General features: G+C 71.0%; 15 protein-coding genes. 4 read left to right on the forward strand and 11 right to left on the reverse strand.

From position 1 onward, the window contains the following. Positions 1–168: 168 nt before the first annotated feature. The gene (locus IE263_RS19770) at positions 169–1,356 is read right to left on the reverse strand and encodes a winged helix DNA-binding domain-containing protein (protein WP_189938344.1); all 1,188 of its coding nucleotides are present in this window, start codon (positions 1,354–1,356) and stop codon (positions 169–171) included. 121 nt (positions 1,357–1,477) lie between these two features. Next, on the reverse strand, positions 1,478–3,136 hold the full coding sequence (locus IE263_RS19775; RefSeq protein WP_229911070.1) for an alpha/beta fold hydrolase: 1,659 nt from the start codon (positions 3,134–3,136) through the stop codon (positions 1,478–1,480). Between the two features lie 142 nt (positions 3,137–3,278). On the opposite strand from IE263_RS19775, the gene IE263_RS19780 reads away from it, so the two are divergent. Next, positions 3,279–3,554 (forward strand): hypothetical protein, encoded by a 276-nt coding sequence (locus IE263_RS19780; protein WP_189938348.1) that lies wholly within the window; start codon positions 3,279–3,281, stop codon positions 3,552–3,554. 19 nt (positions 3,555–3,573) lie between these two features. On the opposite strand, the gene pspAB is transcribed toward IE263_RS19780, so the two are convergent. The 5 genes from pspAB to glnA all read right to left on the reverse strand — a co-directional run bounded on the left by pspAB (position 3,574) and on the right by glnA (position 9,863). Next, positions 3,574–4,173 (reverse strand): PspA-associated protein PspAB, encoded by a 600-nt coding sequence (pspAB, locus tag IE263_RS19785; RefSeq protein WP_189938350.1) that lies wholly within the window; start codon positions 4,171–4,173, stop codon positions 3,574–3,576. Positions 4,174–4,175: 2 nt separating this feature from the next. Then, positions 4,176–5,096, reverse strand: coding sequence for a zinc metalloprotease HtpX (gene htpX, locus IE263_RS19790; RefSeq protein ID WP_189938352.1), 921 nt, complete (start codon positions 5,094–5,096; stop codon positions 4,176–4,178). Positions 5,097–5,234: 138 nt separating this feature from the next. Beyond that, a complete protein-coding gene (locus IE263_RS19795; protein ID WP_189938354.1) occupies positions 5,235–7,916 on the reverse strand; it encodes a phosphorylase family protein in 2,682 nt (893 codons plus the stop codon). A gap of 156 nt (positions 7,917–8,072) precedes the next feature. Next, positions 8,073–8,330 (reverse strand): SCO2583/SCO2584 N-terminal domain-containing protein, encoded by a 258-nt coding sequence (locus tag IE263_RS19800; protein WP_189938355.1) that lies wholly within the window; start codon positions 8,328–8,330, stop codon positions 8,073–8,075. 123 nt (positions 8,331–8,453) lie between these two features. Beyond that, the gene (gene glnA, locus IE263_RS19805; protein ID WP_189938358.1) at positions 8,454–9,863 is read right to left on the reverse strand and encodes a type I glutamate--ammonia ligase; all 1,410 of its coding nucleotides are present in this window, start codon (positions 9,861–9,863) and stop codon (positions 8,454–8,456) included. Between the two features lie 220 nt (positions 9,864–10,083). Here glnA and IE263_RS19810 point away from each other — a divergent pair, with 220 nt between their 5' ends. Continuing rightward, entirely contained in the window at positions 10,084–10,551 is a 468-nt protein-coding gene (locus IE263_RS19810) for an RDD family protein (RefSeq protein ID WP_189938360.1), read from the forward strand. A 94-nt stretch (positions 10,552–10,645) separates the two neighbouring features. Here the strand turns inward: IE263_RS19810 and IE263_RS19815 are convergent, their stop codons facing one another. From IE263_RS19815 to lipB, 4 genes are all read right to left on the reverse strand, one after another. Further along, positions 10,646–11,347, reverse strand: a complete 702-nt coding sequence (locus IE263_RS19815; RefSeq protein ID WP_189938361.1) for a DUF4191 domain-containing protein — start codon at positions 11,345–11,347, stop codon at positions 10,646–10,648. A gap of 68 nt (positions 11,348–11,415) precedes the next feature. Next, on the reverse strand, positions 11,416–11,616 hold the full coding sequence (locus IE263_RS19820; protein ID WP_189938363.1) for an SCO2195 family GlnR-regulated protein: 201 nt from the start codon (positions 11,614–11,616) through the stop codon (positions 11,416–11,418). Positions 11,617–11,886: 270 nt separating this feature from the next. Next, positions 11,887–12,852, reverse strand: coding sequence for a lipoyl synthase (gene lipA, locus IE263_RS19825; RefSeq protein WP_189938365.1), 966 nt, complete (start codon positions 12,850–12,852; stop codon positions 11,887–11,889). A gap of 105 nt (positions 12,853–12,957) precedes the next feature. Then, entirely contained in the window at positions 12,958–13,755 is a 798-nt protein-coding gene (gene lipB, locus IE263_RS19830; RefSeq protein ID WP_189938367.1) for a lipoyl(octanoyl) transferase LipB, read from the reverse strand. Between the two features lie 252 nt (positions 13,756–14,007). On the opposite strand from lipB, the gene IE263_RS19835 reads away from it, so the two are divergent. Next, complete coding sequence (locus IE263_RS19835; protein ID WP_189938369.1) at positions 14,008–15,525, forward strand: NsdA family TPR-like regulatory protein; 1,518 nt, start codon at positions 14,008–14,010, stop codon at positions 15,523–15,525. 746 nt (positions 15,526–16,271) lie between these two features. Beyond that, complete coding sequence (locus IE263_RS19840; protein ID WP_189938956.1) at positions 16,272–16,655, forward strand: DoxX family protein; 384 nt, start codon at positions 16,272–16,274, stop codon at positions 16,653–16,655. Positions 16,656–16,671: the final 16 nt, after the last annotated feature.

Below are 16,671 nucleotides of genomic sequence, written 5' to 3' on the forward strand. Positions count from 1 at the left end.
CTCCGCCCCCAAACCCCCGCTGCGTGCCGCCTGGGGCGGCACGGGTGGGCGCAGGCGGCGCCCCGTCAGCGCCGGGCTGCGCGACCCACCCCCCGGCACCGACCCCGGGCAACCAGACACCCACACCGCACCCCCACCCTCACCTCACCCACCCTCACCCCACGCCCGCTACCCCACCAACGCCTTCTCCACCGGCGTCCGAAACCGAGGCGTCACCCTCGTCGACCCCACCCACCCCCGCAACCGCTCCGCCTCCGCTGCGATCGCCGTCTCCGCGTCCCGCCCGACACCTTCCCCGTCCAGAATCCGCCAGACGATCTCCCCGTCGGCCCGCTGGGCCCAACCGCCGACCACCCGCCCGTCCCACCACACCGTCGGCCCCACGTTCCCGCTCCGGTCGAACAATGCGGACCGCAGCTCAGGGGCGAGATACCAGTCCCGCTCCTGCCACCCCATCGCTGTCGGGTCCAACCCGGGCAGGAGAGCCGCCCAGGGCTCGTCCGGCGGGGGCACGGGATCGACGTCGCCCGCGACGACGTACCCCGTGCCCTCGTCCAGCGACACCGCCCGTGCCCCGATCGCCGCCAGTGCCCGCCGTACGTCCGTCACCCGCCATCCCGTCCACCACTTCAGGTCGGCCTCGGTGGCCGGCCCGCAGGCGGTGAGCCAGTGGCGCAACAACTCCGCCTGGGCCTCGGCCGGGTCGAGTTCGGGGTGTTCGGGGGCGAGGGCCCAGCGGAACTGGCTCGACGTCCAGGAACCCAGCGGGCGCCCCCGGACCACCTTCCCCTCCACGCCCAGCACCTTCAGCAGCCGCGTCGAGACCGAATGAAGCCCCTCGTAGCTCTTCCCGGCGGCGTACACGAACTGCTCCCGCAGCCGCGGCTCCTCCCGCGCCAGTTCGGACGCCGTCGCCTGCCCCAGCCGTCCCAGCGCGGCCAGCGTCGACTCCTCGACCTCCTTCAGCCAGGTCGCGTCCGGTGCGCCGGCCTTCGCCATGTCCTTCACCAGCGTGGCCCGTTCCCGCGCGGCGACGGCGAGGCCGGTCGAGGCGTGCACGACCGCGGTCAGCGCCGTGGGGAACACGAACACCGTGTGCCGCATGCCGTGCATGCGGACGAGTCTTCGGTCGTCCCCGTACAGCGCCCGGTCGGTCGCCGCCACCGTCCCCGACGCCTCCGCGAGCCGCGCCCCGATCGCCAGGTACACCGTCGCCGGGTCCGAGCCGTGCAGCGCGACGAGTGCGTCGGCCACCTCCTCCGGGCTCGTGGCCCGTGCCGCCGGCGTCAGCCGGTGCCGCAGGGCCAGCCGGGCCCGCCGCTCCGCCACGCCGATGTACCGTTCCTCGCCGCCCATCCCCGCCTCCAACCGTCGCGCCGGTCGCACCCGTCGCACGGGTCGCGTCCGTCTGTTGCTCGTCCCTGCCCGCCATCCTCCTCGACCCCACTGACAATCGGCCCCCCGCCCGGAAACCGGCTCAGGCGTACGCCTCCAGCAGGCCCGCCACATACGCCTCCAGCCGTCCGCCCAGCACCTGAGCCGTCAGGTCGGTCCGGCCCAGCTCGCGCCACGGCCCGGCGAGCTTCGCCGCGTCGGGGGAGTAGCCCAGGGCATCCAGGAGCCGCCAGTACAGGTGATCGGGGCCGTCGGCCAGGCGGCGGCCGCCCTGTGCCTCGTAGCGCTCGCGGAAGCCGAGGCCGTACTCCGGGCCGTGGAGCAGCGCCAGGGCCGTCGAGCAGTGGGCGACGTCCAGGTCGGCGGGGCCCCACGACGTCTCGACCCAGTCGACGACGCCCGTGATGCGGAGCCGGTCGTCATCGCCGTCGCCGCCCGCCCCGTCGCCGTCGAACAGCACGTTTCCCGGGTGGAAGTCCCGGTGCAGGAAACAGCCCTCGTAGGACGGGGGGTCGCGGCGGATCACGTCCACCGCACGCTCCCACAGCGGTCCCGCCGGCGTCCGTACGCGCTCTGGTGACGTCCACGCCTGGTAGGGGCGCGGGCGTGCGTCCGGTACCACCTCGTGGATCCGTACGAGCTGGGCCGCCAGCAGGTCCAGGCGGTGATCCAGGTCCTTCTCGTCGACCCGCACCCGGCCGGGGAGCGAGGTCATCAACAGACAGGGGTGGTCGCAGTGTTCAGCAGCCGCGTCCACGGCGACCAGCCGTGCGGACGGAATGTCCTGCTGCCCGGCGAGCAGTGTCAGCACGGACGCCTCGCGGGTCAGCAGTCCCGGGGCGTGCCCGCGGAAGAACGGCTTCACGAACGTCCGCAGCACCAGCTCCGTGTCGTCGTCGAGGGTCAGCCGGCGCATCTGCGAGCTCCAACCGCCCTTCAGCCGACGGGTGTCGCGGACGGTACGACCTTCCGGCAGCTGCTTGGCCAGCCAGGCGCGGGTCGCCGTCCAGCCCCGCTCACCCAGGCCGGTCAGCACGGAGCTCACGAACTCCCGCCGGTCCTCGGCGTGATCGCGGAACCAGAGTCCCAAACGGTGCTCAGCGTCCGGCAGTTCGAGACGGGTGAACTGGGCGCGGGCCGCCAGTGCGTCCTGGACGGCCTCCGTCACCTCCGGCGGGATCACCGTGTCCGTGCCCGGCACGGCCAGCACCGCCCGGCCTTCGTACGCCCGCAGCACGTCCAGCGCCGGCGCCTCCCGCCAGCTGTCCGGCGTACGGATGATCGTGCTGAACCGCCCTTCCCCCTCTCCGAACGGCACGTCCCACGCCCGTGCCGCGTACACCGCGGGCGCGCACAGTCCCAGCGCGGCCACCCGCTCCCCGTAGTGCCCGGCGAGGTCCGCCACCGTCTGGCCGCTCATGCTGAAACCGACCAGCACCAGCGGCCCGTCCGCCGGCACATACGCGTCGATCACCGCCACCGCCTGCTCGAAACGCCGCCGCAGGCTCAACTCCGGCAGTGTGCCGGTGCTTTCGCCGTGTCCGGAGAAGTCGAAGGCGAGTGCGGGGCAGCCCTGCGCCGCGAACTCGGCGAGCAGCGGCAGCAGCCGCTCCTTGCTGCCGTTGCCCGCGCCGTGCAGCGCGACGGCGGTGGCCGCTCCCGGGCCACCGCCGCCGTCGCCGTACACGCCACTGAGGCGTTCACCGTCGTACTCGTGCGTGAAGGGGGACAGCTCGATCATCTCCCCATTCATTCACGGCACTTGCGCCGGGCGGGCGGAAAACGAGATGCACGGGGAGTGACGGCCTCCCTACTCTGAAGAAGCCACCCCATCCACACCACACCGCTCAGTCACCCATCCATGCCCAGGAAGGAGGCACGCCATGGGCACCGTCGTTCTCTCCGGGACCGTCGTCCTGGTGGTCCTGGGATTCGGAAACCCCCTCTACTGGCTCGCCGCGGTCGCCGTGCTCTACCTGTACGTGCGGTACGGGCGCGACTCGACCTCGGCGACCACGCCGGGCCCCGTCGGGGGCACCGCGCCGACCTCGTACAAGGCCTACCGTGAGCGTCGCGACCAGCAGGCCAAGTGGGAGCGCCGCTACCGTCGCGAGCGCCCCCTGGAGTACCGCCGGCAGGAGCACGAGCGCAGCAAGTAAGGAAGGCGCCCCCGGTTCCTCACAGGCCGGGGGCTCCCCACACCGGGAACCAGCGGCTCAGGTCCGGCTCGATCCGCAGGTCGCCGGCGAGGGCGGCCTTCACCTGCAGCTCCAACGCGTTGTCGCGCCGCTGTCCGGCACCGGGCAGCGGCGCGAACGGGTAGAAGGAGCCCCGCTTGTACAGGTACACCAGAGCCAGCCGCCGGCTGACCCCGCCCCCCGGCCCCTGCTTCTCGAATCCCGCCAGGGAACACAGCAGCTGGGGCCCGAACCCGTTGACCTCCATCGCGCTGTTCACCGCGTGCAGGTCGTTGACCAGAAGGTGGAGTTCGTCGGGGGTGCGGTGGGAGAGCAGCCAGGAGTAGCCGTAGTCGTCGCGCAGGAGCCGCACCGGGGGGCCGGTGCGCTCGGAGTCGGCGTCGAGGAGGGCCTGGACCTCGCGGTGCGTCTGCTCGAAGGCCCCGCCCTCGACCGTCGCGAAACACACCGCACCCTGCCCGGTCGGCGTGAACCCGGCCGCCGCCTGCAGCGTCACCGCCGCCGACGGCAGCGCGAACAGCTGGTCCAGGTCGGGCGCGACCGGCTTGGTCCGGCCGAGCAGGATGTCCAGCAGCCCCATGATCAGCCCGCCTTCCCGGGGGTCGCCGCCTCGCCCAGTTCCGTGGAGATCCGCCCCAGCTGGTCCAGCCGCTGCTCCAGGCTCGGGTGGCTGGAGAAGAGGCCCGCGATTCCGGGCTCGGAGCCCAGCGCCGGGGTGAAGTAGAACGCGTTGAACGCCTGCGCGGTCCGCAGGTCCTTCGAGGGGATCCGGGCGATGTCACCCGTCACCTTCGTCAGCGCGGACGCCAGCGCCGAGGGCCGCCCGGTGAGCAGCGCGGCCGCCCGGTCGGCGGCCAGCTCCCGATACCGGGACAGCGCCCTGATCAGCAGGAAACTGATCGCGTACACGGCTGCCGACACGCCCATCACGGCGGCGAACACGACGGCGGTGTTCTGATCCCGTCGCCCCCCGCCGAACAGCTGACTGTAGAGGGCGAACCGCACGATCAGCCCCGCGATCACGCCGAGGAAGGACGCGACCGTGATCACGGCGACGTCCTTGTGCGCCACGTGCGACAGCTCGTGCGCCAGCACGCCCTCCAGCTCGGCGGGCTCCAGCCGCCGCAACAGCCCTGTGGTCACGCACACCACCGCGTGGTCGGCGTTCCGCCCGGTCGCGAACGCGTTCGGCATGCCCATCTCGGACACGGCGACGACCGGCTTGGGCATGTCCGCGATCGCACACAGCCGGTCGACGACGGCATGCAGCTCGGGATACGCCTCCCGCTCCACGACCCGCCCGCGCATCGCGAACAGCGCGACCCGGTCGGAGAACCAGTACTGCGCGCCCAGCATCCCGGCCGCGACCACGACCACCAGCACCCACGACTTCAGCAGCGCGACCAACGCGGCGACGAAGCCCACGTACAGGAGACCGAGCAGGAACATGGTGACCGTCATCCGCACGGTCAGCCGCCGGTCGCTCTGGAAACGGCTCTGCATCTGCATCACCCCGCAGTTCAGGCACTCGCCCCACTGCCATTGTGCGCCCGGGCCTCCCATAGGCAGATCCCGATCAGTCCTACGGGGAGCAAAGGAATGCGCACACCCCTTCCATCCCGTCGGGACGCCGCCCGGCCGTCAGAAGTTCGAGATCACGCTGGTGATCACCTGCTCGATGGTCTCGGCTCGCTTGGCGTCGTACGCCTGCCCACCGCCGGCCTGCGCGATCTCCTGGAGCACGGTCCTGCCGCCCTTGTCCTTCTCGTCGGCCTCGCTGCCGTACGCGATGGTGAAGATGCGGATCTGGGGCTTCGACGGATCGTTGATCCGCCGCAGCAGCTCTTCCTTGGACAGGCTCCTGCTGTCCTCGTTGCGGCCGTCGGTGAGCAGGACGATCGCGTTGATCGCCCGGCGGTCGTAGTCGTCCCGCATGGCCTGCACCGCGGCGTCGAGGGTGTCGTACAGCCCGGTCGCCCCCTCCGGCTCCAGACTCCTGACGTTGCTGGACAGCAGCTCCGCACGGGTGCCTCCGGGCAGCTTCTCGGTGTACGGGCCGAGCGCCACCAGTTCCTTGTAGTCGCGCTTGCCGCCGAGGGCGTAGGCGTCGGAGAACTTCCACAGACCGACATGATCGGTGCCGGTGAACTCGCCGAACAACTTCGGTTCCGCCTGCTTCAGACGCTCGATCTTGGTGTCGCCAGTGCCGGGGATCTCGCCGTTCATCGACTCCGAGGTGTCGATGACGATGCGCACGTTGGCCCGTCGGCGCAGCGTGGGCCACACCTCGGTCAGATGGCCGAGCACCTCGCCCCGGGGCATCGGCATGCTGATGAACTGCCCGTCGGGCAGGACGCCGTTGCGCTCGGTGAGCACCTTGGAGCCCGTGACGACCGTCCCCTCATGGGTGCGGAAGCCGTACGGGGCGAACTGCTCGGCGTAGACCTCGGGGTTGTGCAGGTACCGGAGGAAGTCGTCGGCCACCGCCTTCCGGGCGGCGCTCATCCCGTTCAGCTCGATGTACGGATGGTCGGAGAACGGGACGCCGTCCTTCGGATAGAACGAGACCAGCGGGGTGTCCGGCGCACTGGTCTGCGCACACGCCTGGTCCGCGTTGAGCGCGCCGCAGGGATAGCCGGCGTTGTAGGCCGCCACGGTGCTCTCCTCCAGTGTGACGGCGGAGATGTACGACATGGCCTTCTGCGGGCTGCTGCGATCCGCCTGGCGCAGGTTGGAGGTGAAGGTCAGCGTCGTGTCGCCGTAGTGGACCGCGGCCTGCTCGATGCTCTTGACGAACGCCCGGTTGCCGGCGTCGTCGATGTGCGCGGTGCTCAGCTCCGCGGAGGTGCCCGTGGTGGCGAAGAAGGCGGCGACGGTCGCGTTGAGCCCGGAGGTCGAGTAGCCCGGATTGGTCTTGCCGAGCTTGAACGCCCCCCACTCCGGTCTGCCGTGCTGCGCCCAGAAGCCGTCGGCGTTCTTTGCCCAGTCGGCCAGCTGGCTCCAGGTGAACCGCCGCTCGGGCCAGTCGAGGGCCTCGGCCATCGGCTTCGGCATCGCGATGGTCAGCGGGCTCTGCACGATCGGTTCCGCCTTCTCGGGGAACTGCTCTGCGTTCTTCCCCGTCGCGGCGGCCTTCGCCAGGGACAGCCAGGAGCTTCCCGCAGGTGCCCATACGTCCGGCTTCGTCCCGTCGGACTCGTCCCAGCCGTCGACCAGCGTGCGCATCGCCTCGCCCGAGTTCCGGTCCTCGACCTTGACCTGCACGCACTTGCCGTCCGCGGCCCGGTTGCCGAAAGCCTTGGCCGCGCGCCGCAGCGGCTCCGACTTGTCGACGGAGGCGGCGATGGTCAGGCGGGTGTCCGCCTGGTCGCAGACCGCCAGTGATGAGGAGGGGGCGCCGGTGGGCGGCTCGGGGTCGCGGGGGCCGGGGCCGTCGCCGGCGCACGATTGCAGGACGGTCCCGAGGGCCACCGCCGCCGCGACGAGCGGCAGCCAGGTTGTCTTCGCGCGGCCCTTCCACCAGGGACTCCCGGTCGCCGGCGGGGGAGTGCGGCGGGTCGGCGGCGGACTGCGGCGGGCCGACAGTCTCGGGTTGCGGCGCGGAGGCCGGGAGGCGCCCGTGCCGTCGGGCTGATGCTCCATGAGGACGGCGACCGCCACCTCGGCCGCGTTCTCCGCCGCCGGTTTCTGGCCGCCGGCCGCGTCCGCCGCGCCCTTCTCACCGTCGGCCCGGTCGCTGATCCCGCGGATGACCAGCGCCTCCGTGCGGTGGCGCTGCGCCGCCTTGCAGAAACCGAAACCTTCCATCTCCAGGGCGGCGGCATCCTCGTAGGTGTTGCTGAGCCGGGTGCGGATGTCACCGGTCCTGGTGTCGAGCACCACATCGCCGGAGGCGATCGGTTTGAAGTGGGTCCTGCGCCGGACCTCCGCGTGCAGAGCCGTCTGCCACAGGGCGAGCGAGGTGTCCACCGCGTCGGGACGCGCGCCGCGGCCGGCGGTCGTCACCTTGGCGCCGTGGATCTCGTACACCTTGGTGGCGACCACGACATCCCCGGGCAGGACGTCGTCCTTCAGGCTGCCCGCGATCCCCACCAGGAGCGTGACATCCGGATCCAGCACCGCCAGCAGGCCGTGCGTCCCCAGAGCGGCGACGACGTTCGTCATGCCCACCTGGGCCACATGAATGGTCCAGGAGGCGTAGGCGCCGTCGAGCCGGAACGTCTGCACCACGGTGGCGTTGACCCTCCGCCGACCGATGTGCTTGGCGTTCTCGGCCGTGAGACGCTCCTTCAGAGCGTCGAACTCCACCGGAAGCGCTGTCACCACGACTGCGGTGCGCGAAGGACGGGCTGTTGTCACCAGACCAACCGTTCTTGTGTCGACCTCGATACCGACGGTGAGCCAAGAGGCACAACGTAGCACCGCAGACCCCAACGGCCTTGGCGGAAAGGCGTATTGCCACCCAATCTCGGGGGACGGCTAGTACGGCGCCATGAACCGCGTGTACCCCAGCCCCACGATCACCGCGGCCACGCACCCCAGCACGATCACCGTCGACAGCCACGACGACCTGCGCGGCGCGACCGGCCCCGGATCACCCCGGAACGGCACCGGCTCCGGAGGGTTCTCCTTCCACCGCGCCGCCAGCATCCGGGCCCGCGCGGAGGGCTCCTTGTGCTCGGCGCTGTCCGCCCACCTGAGGTCGAACTCCCGCTGGTCGTCGTCCTGTTCGGGCATCCCCGTCTCTCCCCGTCACCTCTGTCGAACAGCTGTGCAAGAAACCATACGACGGCGCCCCCGCCCTGAGAAACAGGAAACGGGGGCGCCGCAGGCCTCACGCGTGCAGCACGCGCGGTCCGATCACACGTCGAAGTACAGCTCGAACTCGTGCGGGTGCGGACGCAGCTGCAGCGGAGCGATCTCGTTCGCGCGCTTGTAGTCGATCCAGGTCTCGATCAGGTCGGCCGTGAAGACGTCCCCCGCGAGCAGGAACTCGTGGTCGCGCTCGAGGGAGTCGAGGACGGCCGGGAGGGAGGTCGGGACCTGCGGGACGCCCGCGTGCTCCTCGGGGGCCAGCTCGTAGAGGTCCTTGTCGATCGGCTCGGCCGGCTCGATCTTGTTCTTGATGCCGTCGAGGCCGGCCAGCAGCAGCGCCGAGAAGGCCAGGTACGGGTTGCCGGAGGAGTCGGGCGCGCGGAACTCGACGCGCTTGGCCTTCGGGTTGGAGCCCGTGATCGGGATACGCATGGCCGCGGAGCGGTTGCGCTGCGAGTACACCAGGTTCACCGGCGCCTCGAAGCCCGGGACCAGACGGTGGTACGAGTTCACCGTCGGGTTGGTGAAGGCCAGCAGCGACGGGGCGTGCTTGAGGATGCCGCCGATGTAGTAGCGGGCGGTGTCCGACAGGCCCGCGTAACCGGCCTCGTCGTAGAACAGCGGGTCGCCGTTGGCCCACAGCGACTGGTGGACGTGCATGCCCGAGCCGTTGTCACCGAAGATCGGCTTCGGCATGAAGGTCGCGGTCTTGCCGTTGCGCCAGGCGACGTTCTTCACGATGTACTTGAAGAGCTGGAGGTCGTCGGCGGCGGCGAGCAGCGTGTTGAACTTGTAGTTGATCTCGGCCTGGCCGGCGGTGCCCACCTCGTGGTGCTGGCGCTCGACCTGGAGACCGGCCTTGCCCAGCTCCAGGGAGATCTCGGCGCGCAGGTCGGCGAAGTGGTCGACCGGCGGGACCGGGAAGTAGCCGCCCTTGTAGCGGACCTTGTAACCACGGTTGTCCTCGAGGGCACCGGTGTTCCAGGCACCCGCCTCGGAGTCGATGTGGTAGAAGGACTCGTTCGCGCTGGTGGCGAAGCGAACGGAGTCGAAGACGTAGAACTCGGCCTCGGGACCGAAGTACGCGGTGTCCGCGATACCGGTCGACGCGAGGTAGGCCTCGGCCTTCTTCGCCACGTTGCGCGGGTCACGGGAGTACTGCTCGCCCGTGATCGGGTCGTGGATGAAGAAGTTGATGTTCAGCGTCTTGTCGCGGCGGAACGGGTCCACCCGCGCGGTGGACAGGTCCGCGCGCAGCGCCATGTCGGACTCGTGGATGGCCTGGAAGCCACGGATCGACGAACCGTCGAAGGCGAGCTCCTCGTCCGGGTCGAACGCCTCGACGGGCACCGTGAAGTGCTGCATGACGCCCGGCAGGTCGCAGAACCGGACGTCGATGAACTTGACGTCCTCGTCCGCGATGAACTTCTTGGCCTCGTCGGCGTTCTGGAACATCCAGCTCCTCCTACTCCCGGCGGTCGGGCCGGGGTGGTAGTTCGTTCGTGCGGCCAGTGCGGTGGCACACGCTGACCCCGACCCTAGGGACGGGTGATTTCTCGTGCGTGACCCATTTGTTTCGCAGAAGTTAACCGGCCTGGGTTCCACGGTAGCTCCGACACCCCCCGCCGCACCCCCACCGTCCGCCGGGCATATGGGTGCGCAGTACCGTGGACGGGTGGACAACAGGCAAGCAATCGGATCGTGGCTCTCCGGCCCCCGCGCGGCCATGGAAGAAGCCGGTGCCGACTTCGGATACCGGGGCCAGCAGCTGGGTCTGCCGGAGGAGGGACCGGGCTCGATCGCCCGCCCCGGCCGACGGCTCGGAGCGCTGGCCGTGGACTGGGGTCTGTGCCTCTTGATCGCATACGGTCTGATCACCGACGGCTACGGCCAGGCGACCAGCAACTGGGCGCTGCTGATCTTCTTCGCGACGAGCGTCCTGACCGTCGGCACCGTCGGCTTCACCCCCGGTAAGCGCCTCTTCGGTCTGCGCGTGCTCGACCTGGGGACCGGCACGGTCAACCCCCTGCGCGCCCTGCTGCGCACGGTCCTGCTCTGCCTCGCCCTCCCGGCTCTGATCTGGGACCGCGACGGCCGCGGCCTCCACGACCGGCTGGCCCGCACGGTCGAGGTGCGGATCTAGCACCCTCGTAGCCCATACGACGACGCCGTCGTAGCCGATACGACGAAGGGGGCGCCCGGCATGATCCGGGCGCCCCCTTCGTGTGTCATAGGGGTCAGCGGGCCTTCGGCCCGCCCTTCGGCAGGCGCATGCCCTTGGGCATCGGCCCCTTCGGCAGGGGCATGTTGCTCATCAGGTCGCCCAGGGCGCGCAGCCGGTCGTTGGTGGTGGTCACCTGGGGGCCGGTCAGCACCCGCGGCAGCTTCAGCATGGTGGTCCGCAGCTTCTTCAGCTCGACCTGGCCCTCGCCGGTGCCGACGATCAGGTCGTGCACGGGGACGTCCGCGACGATGCGGTTCATCTTCTTCTTCTCGGCGGCCAGCAGGCTCTTCACCCGGTTCGGGTTGCCCTCGGCGACCAGGACGATGCCGGCCTTGCCGACCGCCCGGTGCACCACGTCCTGGCTACGGTTCATCGCCACCGCGGGGGTCGTCGTCCAGCCCCGGCCGATGTTGTCCAGCACGGCCGCGGCGGCGCCCGGCTGGCCCTCCATCTGACCGAAGGCGGCCCGCTCGGCCCTGCGGCCGAACACGATCGCCGTCGCGAGGAAGGCGAGCAGGAAGCCCAGGATGCCGAGATAGATGGGGTGGCCGATCAAGAAACCGATCGCGAGGAAGACACCGAAGGTGACGATTCCGACAGCCGCGAGTACAAGACCGATCTTCTTGTCGGCCTTGCGGGTCATCTTGTAGGTCAGGGCGATCTGCTTCAGTCGCCCGGGGTTCGCGGCGTCTGCCGCCGTGTCCTTCCTCGCCATGCCACGCAGTCTACGTGGCCCCCGGGAGTACCGACGACGGCAGTCCCGGGCCGGGGAGGGAGGGCGGGTCAGGAGCGGGCGGAGGTGACCTCTTCGAGGACGCGCTGCGCCTCGACACGGTCCTTGGCGCGGCGGCGGTCCTCCAGCACGGAGGTCCAGGCGTTGCGTCGGGCGGTGCGCTGGCCGCCGCTCATGAGCAGGGACTCGACGGCGCGCAGGGCGTCGGTGACGGACGGGATCGCGGTGGCGCGAACGGGCGCGGCCTGCATGTGGAGGTCCCCCTCGGGCGGCATTGGGCACGGATCTACGTGGTGTGACACCAGCGTCACTGATTGGTGTTACCAGGGCGTGACCGACCGGTCAAACACCAATGAAGCCTTGATGCAGGGGGCCGAAATGCTGACGCGGCCCTGACGTACGCCCTCATCTGCGAGGACGGTCAGGACCGCGTCATATCGGCCGCTACTGGCGGGTAGCTGCTTGTGCGCGAATTCACACGCTTGCCTCGCCGAGTGCGGGGCAAGGCGGTTGACGGAGTGTCAGACGGCCTGGGCGGCGATGAAGGAACCGCGCTTCTCGACGGCCATCTGGTAGAGACGCCCGGCACGGTAGGAGGACCGTACCAGCGGGCCGGACATCACGCCCGAGAAGCCGATCTGCTCGGCTTCCTCCTTCAGCTCGACGAACTCCTGCGGCTTGACCCAGCGCTCCACGGGGTGGTGGCGCACGGACGGGCGCAGGTACTGCGTGATGGTGACCAGCTCGCAGCCGGCGTCGTGCAGCTGCTTCAGCGCGTCGCTGACCTCCTCGCGGGTCTCGCCCATGCCGAGGATGAGGTTCGACTTGGTGACCAGACCGAAGTCGCGGGCGGCCGTGATGACCTTCAGGGAGCGCTCGTAGCGGAAGCCGGGCCGGATCCGCTTGAAGATCCGCGGGACCGTCTCGACGTTGTGCGCGAAGACCTCGGGCCGGGAGGAGAAGACCTCTTCGAGCTGCTCCGGGACGGCGTTGAAGTCGGGAGCGAGCAGCTCCACCTTCGTCCGCCCGCCCTCGCGCCCGGCGGTCTGCTGATGGATCTGCCGCACGGTCTCGGCGTACAGCCACGCGCCGCCGTCCTCGAGGTCGTCGCGCGCGACACCGGTGACGGTGGCGTAGTTCAGATCCATCGTGACGACGGACTCGCCGACCCGTCGCGGCTCGTCCCGGTCCAGCGCCTCGGGCTTGCCGGTGTCGATCTGGCAGAAGTCACAGCGCCGGGTGCACTGGTCGCCACCGATGAGGAAGGTCGCCTCGCGGTCCTCCCAGCACTCGTAGATGTTCGGGCAGCCGGCTTCCTGGCATACGGTGTGCAGCCCCTCGCTCTTCACGAGGTTCTGCATCTTCGTGTACTCGGGACCCATTTTCGCCCGCGTCTTGATCCACTCGGGCTTGCGCTCGATGGGGGTCTGGCTGTTCCGGACCTCCAGGCGCAGCATCTTGCGTCCGTCGGGTGCGACTGCGGACACATCGGCTCCCTGTAGCTTCGATTCTTCGGCGTACACCAGGGTACGCCCGTGGTTGTCGGCCTCTGCTTCCAGGCCAACCTGCGGGCCCGCGGGCCCATTCCCCCGTCAGGCGGTCGCCTTCTCGATCTCCCGCGGCTTCAGCTCGGCGTTCCCCAGTACGTCGGCCAAGTGCCGTTCGACGACCGGCAGCACCTCGTCTATGGTGATGTCCCGCCCGAGTTCGTCGGCGAGTGAGGCGACGCCCGCGTCACGGATCCCGCACGGGATGATCCGGTCGAACCACTTGTTGTCGGGGTTCACGTTCAGCGCGAAGCCGTGCATGGTGACGCCCTTGGCCACGCGGATGCCGATCGCGGCGATCTTGCGGTCCTCGCGGCGCTGGCCGGCGTTGGAGGGGGCGTACTCGGGGCCGTTCAGGCGCGGGTCGAACTCCTCGTCGTGCAGACGGGGGTCGAAGTCCAGGGACAGCCCGCCGAGGGACGGCCGCTGCTCGACGGGGTCACCGAGCACCCACACCCCGCTCCGGCCCTCGACCCGGGTCGTCTCCAGACCGAACTCGGCGCAGGTGCGGATCAGCGCCTCCTCGAGCCGCCGGACATGCGCCACGACGTCCACCGGGCGCGGCAGCTTCTGGATGGGGTAGCCCACCAGCTGGCCGGGCCCGTGCCAGGTGATCTTGCCGCCGCGGTCCACGTCCACGACCGGTGTGCCGTCCAGGGGCCGCTCGCTGTCGGCCGTCCGCCGGCCCGCCGTGTACACCGGCGGGTGCTCCAGGAGCAGCACGGTGTCGGGGACCTCGTCGGCGAACCGCGCCGCGTGCACCCGGCGCTGCTCGTCCCACGCCTCCCGGTACTCGACGGCGTCAGCTCCGAAGCCCATGCGAACGAACCGCAACTCACTCACGGCAAGCGCCTCCCCAGTCGACAACTGCGTCAGGCACGTAACGCGCCCACGCCACTGTACGTCCGTCCGCCACGCGTCAGCCCGGCGGCCAATCCTCACACGATCGGATGAATGAGGGTCGAGATGTGCGACCGCCCGCTTACGCTCCGCTACATTCGCGCCGTTCACGAGGCCATTAGGGCTGCTCACAGGCAATCCGGGCACCACGCGGTCTCGCGTGGGGGCCCGGGCAGGCAGGAGACCGCACCGCAGATGACGGAACGACCCGCGCAGCGCACTCCCAACCGCCAGCTCGCCGCGCTCATCGCAGAAGCGGGCTTCTCCAACGCGGGTCTGGCCCGGCGCGTCGATCAGCTCGGTCTCGAACACGGGCTGGATCTCAGATACGACAAGACGTCCGTCACGCGGTGGCTGCGCGGACAGCAGCCCCGCGGCACCACCCCGGCCCTCATCGCCGAGGTCTTCACCAGGCGCCTGGGCCGCCGCCTGACCGCGCAGGACCTCGGCCTGGACGCCTGCGCCCCCGTGTACGCGGGGCTGGAGTTCGCCGGCACGCCCGAGGAGGCCATCGACATCGTCGGCGGGCTGTGGCGCAAGGACTCCGGGAGCCAGGCCGAGCTCCGCAAGATCGCCTTCACCCCGGCGGGGCTCGTCGTCCCCAGCAGGGACTGGCTGATCGGCCGGGCCGACGAGAAGGTCGCCCGCGAGCAGCCCGACCGGGCACCGGCCCAGGGCCGCCCGTCACCCAAGCCCTCGTCGGCCACGCCGGCGTCCGCCAAGCCCGCGCCCGGCCGGTCCACCGCCCCGCCCGCCCCGGGCACGCCCACCGTGCCCCGGCAGCGCGGCACGGCCGAGCGCGGCCCCGGCCACCGGGTCACCGGCGGCGACATCGCCGCGCTCCGCTCGGTCGGCGAACTCTTCCGCACCCTCGACAACATGTACGGCGGCGGCCATGCCCGCCAGGCCCTCGTGCGCTATCTGGAGCACGAGTGCGAGCCGATGCTGCGCGGCACCTACGGCGAACAGACCGGCCGCCGGCTCTTCGGCGCCGCCGCCGACCTCACCCGCCTCGCGGGCTGGACCTCCTTCGACATCGCCGCGCACGGCCTCGCCCAGCGCTACTTCGTCCAGGCCCTGCGTCTCTCCCAGGCCGCCGGGGACCGTGCGTACGGCTCCTTCGTCCTGGTCACCATGAGCCGCCAGGCCGTCTACCTCGGCCATGGCCGTGAGGCGGTGCAGCTGGCGCGCGTGGCGCAACAGGGCGTCGGCACGAACGCCCCGCCCGTCGTCCAGGCGCTGCTGCACGCGGCGGAGGCGCGTGGGCACGGGGTGCTGGGCGAGGTGCGTGCCTGCACCGCGTCCCTCGTGCGGGCGGAGCGGGCGTTGGAGGCGGCCAAGGCCGGCGACGAGGTGCCGTTCTGGGCGCGGTTCTTCGACGAGGGGCAGCTGGCCCACGAGTTCGGGCACTGCCACCGGGACCTCCAGCAGTTCCGTGCCGCCGCCCAGCACGCCGAGCGCTCGCTGCAGCTGCGGCCCGCCGTCTACGCCCGCAGCCGCCTCTTCTGCCGCGTCGTCCTCGCCTCCGCCCGCCTCGGCCTGGGCGAACTCGACCAGGCCTGCCAGCTCGCCGCGGAGGCGGCCGGGCAGGCGGCGGAGATGCGGTCGGTGCGGGCGCAGGAGTACGTGAGGGACTTCGAGCGCAGGCTGGAGCCGTACCGGGACGCGGCCCCGGCGCGGAACTACCGGGACAAGGTGGCGGCACTGGGCTAGCCACCGGACCACGTCCCCCGCCCCCGCCGCCCCTCCCCTTCCCGACCTCCAGGGGCTCCGCCCCTTCGACCCTTCCAGGGGGCTCCGCCCCCTGGAACCCCGGCGCGGCTGCCGCCGCTGCACCCCGGGTGGGGGTCCGTCCCTGCGGTCCTGCCGGGGCTCCGCTCCCTGGGCCCCGGTGGGCTGCCGCCCCTGCACTCCGGGTGGGGGTCCGTCCCTTCGGTCCTGCCGGGGGCTCCGCTCCCTGGACCCCGGTGGGGCTGCCGCCCTGGACCCGGGGCGGGGGCTGTGTCCTTGGCCCCTCGGCGGGGCTGCGCTTCTGCATCCTGGGCGGGGATCCGTCCCTTCGATCCCGCCGGAGGGGCCGCCCCTTGGACCCCGGCGTGGCGGGGCTGCCGCCCCTGGCCCGCCGCGGGGCTGCGCTTCTGCACCCGGCGGGGCTTCGCCCCTTCAACCCGCCGGGGACTTGCTCCCAGGAACCTGGCGGGACTGTGCCCCTGGACCCCGGCCGGGGTTACGTCCTGCACCGTCGGCGGGCTGTGCCCGCACCCCCGGGCGGCTTGCGCCCCGGCACCCCTGGCGGGGCCCCGCCCCTGCACCCCCCCACAGGGGTGCGCCCTGTGCCCGTGCGCCCCGGGCGGGGCCGTGGTCCGGCACCCCACGCGGCCCGGTGTTTCGGGATGTCACAGGCGAGGTTGCTGTCTCGTCGTACGGGGTGCAGGCAATTCTCGATCAAGGAGTGGATGATGAACCTCGCGCTGTGGATCGGTGCCGGGCTGCTGGCCGCAGTTGCTCTGGTCGGCGGTGTCAGCAAGACGTTCGTGCCCAAAGAGACGCTGGCTGCGGCCCATGGTGGGGGATGGACCGAAGGTGTCGGCGTCGGCTTCGTCAAGGTTCTCGGTGTCCTCGAACTGCTGGCCGCGTTGGGCTTGATCCTGCCCGCCGTGGTCGACATCGCACCGGTTCTGGTGCCGGTGACCGCCGTCTGCTGGGTCCTGCTGATGGTCGGCGCGATGGTCACCCATGGCCGACTCGGCGAATCGAAGTTCGTGGTGCTGAACCTGGTGTATCTCGCGCTTGCGGCATTCATCGCGTGGGGCCGCTTCGGCCCCGAGTCCTTCACCGGCTGACCTGCGGCAACGCACA

Origin of the sequence: Streptomyces aurantiogriseus (assembly GCF_014649375.1) — a bacterium.
GTDB classification, from domain to species: domain Bacteria; phylum Actinomycetota; class Actinomycetes; order Streptomycetales; family Streptomycetaceae; genus Streptomyces; species Streptomyces aurantiogriseus.

Coding starts and splice junctions, on each gene's coding strand:
- IE263_RS19775 (WP_229911070.1), bottom strand. CDS start 3,136: ATGATCGAGCTGTCCCCCTTCACGCACGAGTACGACGGTGAACGCCTC.
- IE263_RS19800 (WP_189938355.1), bottom strand. CDS start 8,330: ATGCCCGAACAGGACGACGACCAGCGGGAGTTCGACCTCAGGTGGGCG.
- IE263_RS19780 (WP_189938348.1), top strand. CDS start 3,279: ATGGGCACCGTCGTTCTCTCCGGGACCGTCGTCCTGGTGGTCCTGGGA.
- IE263_RS19815 (WP_189938361.1), bottom strand. CDS start 11,347: ATGGCGAGGAAGGACACGGCGGCAGACGCCGCGAACCCCGGGCGACTG.
- pspAB (WP_189938350.1), bottom strand. CDS start 4,173: ATGGGGCTGCTGGACATCCTGCTCGGCCGGACCAAGCCGGTCGCGCCC.
- IE263_RS19820 (WP_189938363.1), bottom strand. CDS start 11,616: ATGCAGGCCGCGCCCGTTCGCGCCACCGCGATCCCGTCCGTCACCGAC.
- IE263_RS19840 (WP_189938956.1), top strand. CDS start 16,272: ATGAACCTCGCGCTGTGGATCGGTGCCGGGCTGCTGGCCGCAGTTGCT.
- IE263_RS19770 (WP_189938344.1), bottom strand. CDS start 1,356: ATGGGCGGCGAGGAACGGTACATCGGCGTGGCGGAGCGGCGGGCCCGG.
- htpX (WP_189938352.1), bottom strand. CDS start 5,096: ATGCAGAGCCGTTTCCAGAGCGACCGGCGGCTGACCGTGCGGATGACG.
- glnA (WP_189938358.1), bottom strand. CDS start 9,863: ATGTTCCAGAACGCCGACGAGGCCAAGAAGTTCATCGCGGACGAGGAC.
- IE263_RS19835 (WP_189938369.1), top strand. CDS start 14,008: ATGACGGAACGACCCGCGCAGCGCACTCCCAACCGCCAGCTCGCCGCG.